The sequence below is a fragment of the Collimonas sp. genome, from assembly GCF_044339385.1.
GTDB lineage: Bacteria > Pseudomonadota > Gammaproteobacteria > Burkholderiales > Burkholderiaceae_D > Collimonas.
This window is the reverse complement of the sequence record NZ_JBIIVN010000146.1, coordinates 1-6,700: the sequence shown is the minus strand read 5'-3', so window position 1 is coordinate 6,700 and position 6,700 is coordinate 1. Positions and strand designations below refer to the sequence as shown.

General features: G+C 57.3%; 6 protein-coding genes and 1 pseudogene. All 7 read left to right on the top strand.

Annotation, left to right across the window (positions count from 1 at the left end; translation table 11 throughout):
• The first annotated feature begins 2 nt into the window (after nt 1–2).
• Nucleotides 3–557 carry a fasciclin domain-containing protein gene (locus ACIQ0R_RS10350; RefSeq protein WP_395826891.1) on the top strand — a complete coding sequence of 185 codons (555 nt, stop codon included), beginning with the start codon at nt 3–5 and terminating at the stop codon, nt 555–557.
• A gap of 231 nt (nt 558–788) precedes the next feature.
• Complete coding sequence (locus tag ACIQ0R_RS10345) at nt 789–1,949, top strand: acyl-CoA dehydrogenase family protein (RefSeq protein ID WP_395826889.1); 1,161 nt, start codon at nt 789–791, stop codon at nt 1,947–1,949.
• Nucleotides 1,946–2,734, top strand: a complete 789-nt coding sequence (locus tag ACIQ0R_RS10340; RefSeq protein WP_395826887.1) for an enoyl-CoA hydratase — start codon at nt 1,946–1,948, stop codon at nt 2,732–2,734. The genes ACIQ0R_RS10345 and ACIQ0R_RS10340 overlap by 4 nt, the downstream gene beginning before the upstream one ends.
• Nucleotides 2,734–3,898, top strand: a pseudogene (locus tag ACIQ0R_RS10335) (enoyl-CoA hydratase/isomerase family protein). Before ACIQ0R_RS10340 ends, ACIQ0R_RS10335 begins: the two are co-directional and overlap by 1 nt.
• 411 nt (nt 3,899–4,309) lie before the next feature.
• Nucleotides 4,310–4,765 (top strand): DUF2244 domain-containing protein, encoded by a 456-nt coding sequence (locus ACIQ0R_RS10330; protein WP_395826885.1) that lies wholly within the window; start codon nt 4,310–4,312, stop codon nt 4,763–4,765.
• 32 nt (nt 4,766–4,797) lie between these two features.
• Nucleotides 4,798–5,970: a cytochrome c oxidase subunit II gene (coxB, locus tag ACIQ0R_RS10325; RefSeq protein WP_395826883.1), complete on the top strand. Its 1,173-nt coding sequence runs from the start codon at nt 4,798–4,800 to the stop codon at nt 5,968–5,970.
• Nucleotides 5,971–5,986: 16 nt separating this feature from the next.
• On the top strand, nt 5,987–6,700 hold a 714-nt coding region (locus ACIQ0R_RS10320), incomplete at its 3' end, for a cbb3-type cytochrome c oxidase subunit I (protein ID WP_395826881.1).

Below are 6,700 nucleotides of genomic sequence, written 5' to 3'. Positions count from 1 at the left end.
TCATGCGCAAACTGACTTATGCTTTGACTCTGTCCACAGCACTGATTGCCGCCAGCGCGGCTTATGCAGAAGATACCGTGATTGTGGGCGGCCAAAGTATGTACCCCAGCAAGGACATCGTCGACAACGCCGTCAGCTCGGCCGATCACACCACGCTGGTAGTCGCAGTAAAAGCCGCTGGCCTGGTAGATACACTTAAGGGAAAAGGTCCGTTCACCGTCTTCGCACCAACCAACGCCGCTTTTGCCAAGCTGCCTGCCGGTACTGTTGAAACCTTGGTCAAGCCAGAAAACAAAGCGACCCTGACAAAAATTCTGACCTACCACGTCGTTCCTGGCCGCTATGGTTATGCCAAGCTGGAAAGTGAAATCAAGAAGGGTGGCGGCAAGGCTGAACTGACAACTGCCAGCGGCGGAAAACTGACTTTCATGCAGAACGGCCCGCATAATATTTATGTCGTCGACGATGGTGGCCATATCGCCAACATCAGCACCTACGATGTCAATCAATCGAACGGCGTGATCAACGTTATCGATACCGTGTTGTTGCCTAAATAATTCATCGACAGGGCGGCAATTACAACGCTTGCAGCACTGGTAACGCTTGCTGATTCAGTGGCAGGGAGTTAGGGCGACGAATCTCCGCGCCGCCCTTTTTTCGCCTAAATGATTTGAGTGACGTTTACGTTAACGTCAGTTATTGTTATTCTGCCGGAAGGGAAGTACAGGCCGCATCGACGGCGCATAAGCAATAAATGCAACACTCACCCGCTTTTGAGACAAGCCACCATGGACTTTGAGTTATCGGAGGAACAACGCGCCTTCCAGCAGAGCGCGCGCGACTTTTCAAGGGGCGAACTGGCGCCGCATGCGGCCCGATGGGACGCCGAGGCGATCTTCCCGACGGAGGTAATCGGCAGGGCCGGTGAGTTGGGTTTTTGCGGTTTGTACACACCGGAAGAGGTCGGTGGCCTGGGGTTGTCGCGGCTGGATGCCAGTATCGTGTTCGAGGAGCTGGCGCGCGGCTGCACCTCGACTGCCGCCTACCTGACGATTCATAACATGGTGAGCTGGATGATCGCCAATTGGGCCACGCCGGCGGTCAAACAGGCTTGGTGCGCAAAGCTGGCGAGTGGCCAGAAGCTTGGCTCGTACTGCCTCACAGAAGCGGGCGCCGGTTCCGATGCCGCCCCCTTGAAAACCAGTGCTGAACTGCGCGACGGCGATTACGTCATCAACGGCTCCAAGGCGTTCATTTCCGGTGCTGGCGCGACCGATGTGTTGGTGCTGATGGCGCGCACCGGCGGCGCCGGTGCGCATGGCGTATCGGCATTCGTGGTGCCGGCCGATGCGGCGGGCATCAGCTACGGTCGCAAGGAAGAAAAAATGGACTGGAACAGCCAGCCGACTCGCACTATCAGTTTCGACAATGCGCGGATCCCGGCCGCTCACCTGCTGGGTCAGGAAGGCGAAGGTTTCCGGTTGGCGATGCGCGGCCTCGATGGCGGCCGCATCAACATCGCCACCTGTTCGGTCGAGACTGCACAGGCGGCACTGGATGCCGCCCATGCTTACATGAGCGAACGGCGTCAGTTCAACCGGCCATTGTCGGATTTCCAGGCGCTGCAGTTCAAGTTGGCCGACATGCAGACCGAACTGGTGGCGGCACGGCAAATGGTGCGCCTGGCGGCTTGCAAGCTCGATGCCAAGGACCCTAACGCAACGACATACTGCGCAATGGCGAAACGCTTCGCCACCGATATCGGCTTCCAGATCTGTAACGAGGCGCTGCAAATCCACGGCGGTTACGGTTACATCCGCGAATATCCGTTGGAGCGGCATTTCCGCGACGTTCGCATGCATCAAATATTGGAAGGCACCAGTGAAATCATGCGCCTTATCATCGCGCGCCAGTTGTTGAACAACGCATCCAATGAGGACATCCGATGACTAGCGCCAACTACAGCAATCTCAAGCTGGAAACGATCGGCCATACCGCCGTCGTGACGATCACCAACCCGCCGGCCAATACCTGGACCGCGGATGCCCTGCGCGACCTCACGCGGCTGGTGCAGACGCTCAATGCCGACAGCAATATTTATAGCATGGTGATCACTGGCGAAGGCGAGAAATTCTTTTGCGCCGGTGCCGATCTGAAGTTGTTCGCCGATGGCGATAAGGTGCTGGCGCGTGAGATGGCGCGCCGCTTTGGCGAAGCGTTTGAAACCTTGTCCGGCTTTCGCGGCGTGTCGATTGCGGCTATCAACGGCTACGCCATGGGCGGCGGGCTGGAATGCGCGTTGGCTTGCGATTTACGCATCGCCGAAGAGCATGCCCAGCTGGCGTTGCCGGAAGCCGCTGTCGGTTTGCTGCCGTGCGCCGGTGGCACGCAGAATCTGCCAAGGCTGGTCGGCGAGGGCTGGGCCAAGCGCATGATCCTGTGCGGCGAGCGCGTCAATGCCGAAACCGCATTGCGGATCGGCCTGGTTGAGGAAGTCGTAAAAAAAGGCGGGGGCCGACAACGCGCATTGGCGCTGGCGGTGCAAGTCGACAAGCAAAGCCCGTCAAGCGTCAGCGCCTGCAAGAAACTGATTCAGGGCGCGCGCGCCAACCCATCGGCTAGCTTGCTGCCGGTTGAGCGTGAATTGTTCCTCGATTTGTTTGATACGCAGGATCAGCGGGAAGGTGTGAATGCGTTTTTGCAGAAGCGTCCGGCACAGTGGAGCAATCAATAATGGTCGAACTGAATCAGCGGCAAGCCGCGCCGCCGGCCTTGTTCGAAGAGCTACTTACGGATAGTGGCAAGCGGATCGGCGTGACCACACTGAATGCAGAAAAGACGCTGAATGCGATTCCCCTGGATATGGTCGATTTGCTCGATCATCAGTTGCGCGCCTGGGCCGCCGATCCGCATATTGCGTTGGTGCTGATGCAGGCCGCCGGCGAAAAAGCCTTCTGTGCCGGTGGCGATTTGCAGCACCTGTACCACACCATGCTGGACCAGCATGCCGCCGACCGGCGCGAGGATATCCGCAGCAATACCTATGCCTGCGATTTCTTTGAGCGCGAGTATCGCCTCGATTACCTGATCCACACCTATCCCAAACCGATCCTGGCCTGGGGCATGGTATCGTGATGGGCGGCGGCATTGGCCTGATGGCTGGCGCCAGCCATCGCGTGGTCACCGAGAAATCGCGGCTGGCGATGCCGGAGATTACGATTGGTCTGTATCCGGATGTCGGCGCTACCTGGTTCCTCAATCGTATGCCCGGCCATGTTGGCTTGTTCCTGGCCTTGACCGGTGCCTCGATCGGCGCGGCCGATGCGATTTTTGCCAAACTGGCCGATCACCAGATCAGTCACGCCGAGAAGCAGCCTTTGCTGGCAACCTTGTTGAGTCAGCCTTGGGATGGCAAACAGGACGCCTTGCTGTTGACGCGACTGCTGCAGCAAGCCGAGCGTCGCAGTGCGGCAGTCATGGCGTCGCCGCCGCCGTAGTTGCGCCAGCATTTTGATCTGATCAATTGTCTGTGCGATGCGCCTGTCCTGGCCGAAGTGGTGCACAACATTGTTGAGCTCGATACCGACGATCCGTGGCTGCAAAAGGCCATTGCCACGCTCGCTGCAGGTAGCCCGGCTTCGGCCTGGCTGTCCCATGCGTTGCAAAAACGGGCGCGACATATGTCGCTGGCGCAGATTTTCCGGCTTGAGTATGTGGTGTCGCTGCATTGCGCTGCCCGCGCCGATTTGGCCGAAGGCATCCGGCCCTGATTATCGATAAGGATCGTCGGCCGCAATGGCAACCGGCGACGCTGGCCGAAGTCGACAGCGAATGGGGCAACGGGTTTTTCGATAGCCCGTGGAGCGATCCGCAGCATCCATTGCGCGATTTGCAATAGTTTTTTCGGCGGCGCCGCAAGCCGCCACCGCAGTCAGAACGATTTTGCTGCCGTCGTTGTGATCTAATTTGCGCGCTGCTTGCGCCAGGCGGATGTCGTTCAGGCATGCTGCAGCAAGAGAGGCATGCAAGCGATCCAGGCAGCCGTTGGGGAGAACGCCGACGGTGACTCCGTTTCAGCTGTGCTGATATACAGGGTCGCAGATAAGGGGTATCTTGCTGGGGCGATATTTAGATTGCCGGGCAACATGCGGATCGCCTGAAAAGCCGCATCAAATCAAGGCTCGGCACGGTGTCGAAGGAGGCTTTTTCGGCAATTTGATTATTCTTGATAACAAGTTCGGTTACGCTTTATACTTCGAAGGCTTTAGCTTGTGCGTACAAGCAGCGTGCCGCGTGTGGATGGTGCACCATGGTGAAGCGAGAATGGGACTTGAGGCGTAACTGCGCAATCGCGCCGCGCCAGCTTGGCTTTTTCTATGCAATTCTCTGTGCGACGTCATTGACGGTGGCAATCGGTTTTACCTTGCGCGGAGCCTGGTTTGTCTTGCTATTTGCAGTGGTTGAGATGTCAGCAGTTGCCGTCGCATTTCTCATCTATGCCCGGCATGCCACAGACCGCGAGCACATTGCAATGCTGGACGACTATCTGCTTGTTGAATTAATACAAGCGCAACAAGTTCGGCGCTTTAAACTCGATTTACGCACCATCCGTATTGCAGCACGGGACTCCAGCAACGGCCTGGTCCTGCTCGAAGCGCTCGGCACCCGGGTTGACGTCGGACAGTTTCTGACGGAATGGAAACACCGTGAATTTGTACAGGAGTTTAGGCAGGAACTACAGCGCGTGTCCGCGTCTGCTGGTTGACATAATTATAATTATGGGCTTTTGAGGAAAACATGGAATACGCGAAGCGCCTTATATCGTTGACGCTCGGTGCGTCGCTCCTGTCGGCAGCTTTGCCTTCATGGGCGGTAGTCGATAGTCCGGGTGGCCCTAAAGTACTTGGGATGAATTTTCAACCGCCGGTAACGCAGATCGCGCAGCAAATTTATGATCTGCATAACTTGATGCTGATTATTTGTCTGGTCATTTTCCTCGCCGTCTTCGGCGTGATGTTTTACTCCATTCTGAAGCACCGCAAATCACTCGGCCACAAATCGGCCAGTTTCCACGAAAGTACCGGGGTGGAAATCGCCTGGACCGTGATCCCTTTCCTGATCGTCATCGGCATGGCGCTGCCTGCCACCAAGACCGTGGTGGCGATGAAAGACACCTCCAATGCCGACATCACCATCAAGGTCACCGGCATGCAATGGAAGTGGGGTTACGATTACCTCAACGGCGACGGCGCTGGCATTTCCTTCCTGTCCAACCTCGCTACACCGCACGAGCAGATCGTTGACTCGACCAAGGTTAAGAATGACAACTACCTGATCGAAGTCGATCATCCGCTGGTGGTACCGGTCAACAAGAAGATCCGCATCATCACCACCGCCAACGACGTGATCCACTCCTGGACCGTGCAGGCCTTCGGCGTCAAGCAAGATGCGATTCCTGGTTTTGTCCGCGATACCTGGTTCAAGGCTGAAAAAATCGGCACCTATCGCGGCCAATGCGTTGAGTTGTGCGGCAAGGACCATGCATTCATGCCGATTGTGGTCAACGTCCTGAGCGAAGCCGACTATAAGACGTGGGTCGACGGCAAGAAAAAAGAAATGGCGGCGCAAGCCGACGATCCCAACAAGACCTGGACCATCGACGAGTTGAAGCAGCGTGGTGAAAAAGTCTACACGGCCAATTGTGCTGCCTGTCATCAGGCAAACGGTAAGGGGGTTCCCGGTGCTTTCCCGGCGCTCGATGGCGACCCGGTTGTCAATGGTCCGCGTGCAGCCCAGATCAATGTTGTACTGAACGGCAAAGTCGACGGCGCGATGCAGATGCCGGCCTGGAAAGCCGTGTTGTTGGATACCGAAATTGCTGCGGTGATTACCTATACCCGCAACAACTGGTCCAACAAGGCACAAGAAAATATAGTGCAACCGGCTGAAGTGTTGGCTGCGCGTAAGTAATTCCAAGGAGATTGAGATGAGCACTACCGCAGTCGATCACCCACACGATCATTCTCACGACGACCGCGCGCACGGCCATGATCATCCGCACGGCTGGCGGCGTTGGTTGTTTGCCACCAATCACAAGGACATCGGCACGCTGTATCTGTGGTTCTCTTTCACCATGCTGCTGTCTGGCGGTGTGCTGGCATTGCTGATCCGCGCCGAGTTGTTCCAGCCCGGCCTGCAATTCTTCCGGCCGGAATTTTTCAACCAGTTGACCACGATGCACGGCCTGATCATGGTGTTCGGCGCGATCATGCCAGCCTTCGTCGGCTTCGCCAACTGGATGATCCCGCTACAGATCGGCGCCTCCGATATGGCCTTTGCGCGGATGAACAATTTCTCGTTCTGGCTGATGCCGCCTGCCGCCTTGCTGCTGCTGACATCGTTTCTGGTGCCGGGCGGCGCTACCGCTGCCGGCTGGACGCTGTATGCTCCGTTGTCGACCCAGATGGGCCCCGGCATGGACATGGCGATTTTCGCGATCCACATCATGGGCGCGTCCTCGATCATGGGTTCGATCAACATCATCACCACCATCCTCAACATGCGCGCGCCTGGCATGACGCTGATGAAGATGCCGATGTTCTGCTGGACCTGGCTGATTACCGCCTACCTGCTGATCGCCGTGATGCCAGTGTTGGCCGGCGCCATCACCATGACCCTGACTGATCGCCATTTCGGCACA